Origin of the sequence: uncultured Mucilaginibacter sp., from assembly GCF_903913935.1 — a bacterium.
In the GTDB taxonomy this organism is placed as follows: Bacteria; Bacteroidota; Bacteroidia; order Sphingobacteriales; family Sphingobacteriaceae; genus Mucilaginibacter.
The window spans coordinates 1-2,839 of record NZ_CAIWNH010000577.1; the positions used below are offsets into that span (position 1 = coordinate 1).

Sequence of the window (2,839 nt, forward strand, 5' to 3'; positions counted from 1 at the left end):
CAATGGTATTGCGGGTAAAATGCGCGAAGAAAAACAACATGGCTGCCACTATCTTGAAGCTATTAATGATTTTATTGTTTCCGTCAATAATTGATACTTATTTACGCCTGATCACAGTTTAAAATCACTTAAACAAGTGAATCTTGCTCAGCATTCTCCGGTAAAATAGCCTTTTTGCAAATTCGGCCGATAAAAGATACGCGGTGACAATCAGCACCATTAAGCCATAATACTTTAAAGGAAGTTGCGTAAAACCAAACCAGGCGGCCATGGACGTGAATGGGATGGCAATAACGAACACAAAAACCAGTACCGTCGCAATCGATAGATATTTACCAGGCAGGCTTTTCAGAAAAGAGAGCCTGGTACGTACAACCAACACGATCAATATAGCCGAGATCACCGATTCAACAAACCAACCAGTTTGAAATTCCTTTTCTTTTGCATGCATAAATAATAATAACACACCAAAGGTAAGGTAATCAAATACCGAACTTAACAGGCCAAAGATGATCATAAACCGCTTGATAAAACCAAGGTCCCAGCGTTGGGGTGTTTGGATATTGACGGCATCTACCCTGTCGGTAGCAATCGCCATTTCCGGAAAATCGGTCAACAGATTGGTAAGCAGTATTTGTTTTGGCAGTAAAGGTAAAAAGGGTAAAAACAACGATGCCCCGGCCATGCTGAACATATTACCAAAATTAGCGCTGGTAGCCATAAAAATGTATTTCATGGTGTTGGTAAAAGTCTTACGGCCTTCGATGATGCCCTCGTACAAAACAGCCAGGTCCTGGTCAAGCAAAACGATATCAGCAGCCTCCTTGGCTACATCAACCGCAGTGTTTACCGAGATTCCCACGTCCGCAGTATGCAGCGCCGGAGCGTCGTTAATACCGTCCCCCATAAAACCAACTACATTGCCGGCTCTTTTCAGCATCACGATGATCCGTTCTTTTTGATTTGGCTCCACTTCGGCAAAAATATCAGTAAGCACACATTGATGGGCCAATGCCGCAGTGCTCATTTTTTGCATTTGCGAGCCCGTAAGTATTTTAGGATCTGAAAGGCCTACCTGCCCCGCCAGGCTTTTAGCTACCAGGGCATTATCGCCGGTAATCAGTTTCAATTTTACGCCAAGATCATTTAGTCTGGCAATGGTTTGCTGCACATCTTTTTTGGGGGGATCAAACAAAGTGACGAAGCCGAGGAAGATCATTCCGGCCTCATCATCCTTCACAAAATTATGTTCAGCCGTTGCCGGTTTATAGGCGACCCCCAAAGTTCTATACCCTTCGTTACTTGATTGCTCATATTGTTTCAATATCTGGGCTTTTTTAACAGCCATTTTTACAATCTGGCCAGAGGCGGTTTCAACACGGTCGCAGATCGCCAACATATTATTTACGGCCCCTTTGGTGATAGCCAGGTTTTCTCTGGTATTTTTTATTTGAATGGTTAACCTTTTCCTGATAAAATCATAGGGTATTTCAGCCTGTACAGTATAGGCGCTTTTATCATCTTCCAGGTTTGCAGCTATGGCATCATCAATCGGGTTATGGAATCCCTGCTGAAAGGATGCGTTGAGCCAGGCGTACTTCAATATTTTGTCGCTATGGTTACCATCAATATCAATGGTATCCTTCAGTTTAACTTTTCCCTCGGTTATCGTTCCCGTTTTGTCTGAACAAAGGATGTTCATACTGCCGAAGTTCTCGATTGAGGAGAGTCTTTTTACGATTACCTGCTTGGCTGCCATCCGTTTTGCACCGGTTGACAGGTTAACACTTATAATCGCTGGTAATAATTGCGGCGTGAGCCCTACTGCCAGCGCCAGCGAAAACATAAAAGAAGTCAGCGGAGGTCTGTCCAAAAGCACATTGATGCCAAAAATGATGATTACCAGGATCAGTGTGATCTCCATCAGCAAATAGCCAAATCTGCGAATACCTCTTTCAAAATCTGTTTCAGGTGTGCGGAGTTGGAGCGAGGTTGATATTTTCCCAAACTCAGTTTGTTTCCCTGTTTTCACGACGAGCGCTTTAGCTTTCCCGCTGATGACATGGGCGCCCATAAAAAGTGAATTGGTTCTTTTAGAGATGGGGATATTGGCCTCCAAAACACCGGCACTTTTTTCAACCGGGTAGGTTTCGCCGGTAAACGCGGCTTCATCAATAAACAACTCCTGCGATTCAAGGATCAAACTATCGCCTGGAATGATGTCGCCTGCGTTCAGAATAACAATATCTCCCGGTACAATATTCTCAACAGGTATTTCTTTTTCTTCACTATCCCTAAAAACAGTACAATGAAGCTGTACCATTTTAAGTAATTCATTAACTGCATTGGCTGCCCCTCTTTCCTGTAAAAAGCTCAACACACTGCTAATGGCGACAATAATTAAAATAATAACAGCATCTGTAACGTCTTTTAATCCAATTGATAAAAACGCAGCAATGATCAGCAATAAAGTAACCGGGCTTTTAAACTGTGATAAAAACAACAGGATTGCGGAAGTATTTGTATTAGCCTTTAAGGTATTAGGGCCATATTGTTTTAAACGTTGAGTGGCCTCGCCGGCATTAAGGCCATTTTGGCTGCATGATAATTTCTTAGTTGCTTCATCGCTGTTTAAATGCCAGAAAGCATCAAGCCCGGGGGTATTTTGAATATCCAATTTGTTCAGAATTTTGTTGATAAGAATTGGATTAAAGATAGTTATTTAAAATTGACGGGGGAAATAGGCTAAAACAACGAACAATAAAAAGTGATAAGAATCAGTATTTCACCGCCACGGGATCATTCATAATTCAAATGATAACAGCTAAAATTGTTACTC

The 2,839-nt window shown here is 42.1% G+C and carries 1 protein-coding gene; it reads right to left on the reverse strand.

Annotated features, from left to right (window positions below; translation table 11 throughout):
• Positions 1 to 124: 124 nt before the first annotated feature.
• On the reverse strand, positions 125 to 2,677 hold the full coding sequence (mgtA, locus tag QZY09_RS23500; RefSeq protein ID WP_295676821.1) for a magnesium-translocating P-type ATPase: 2,553 nt from the start codon (positions 2,675 to 2,677) through the stop codon (positions 125 to 127).
• Positions 2,678 to 2,839: the final 162 nt, after the last annotated feature.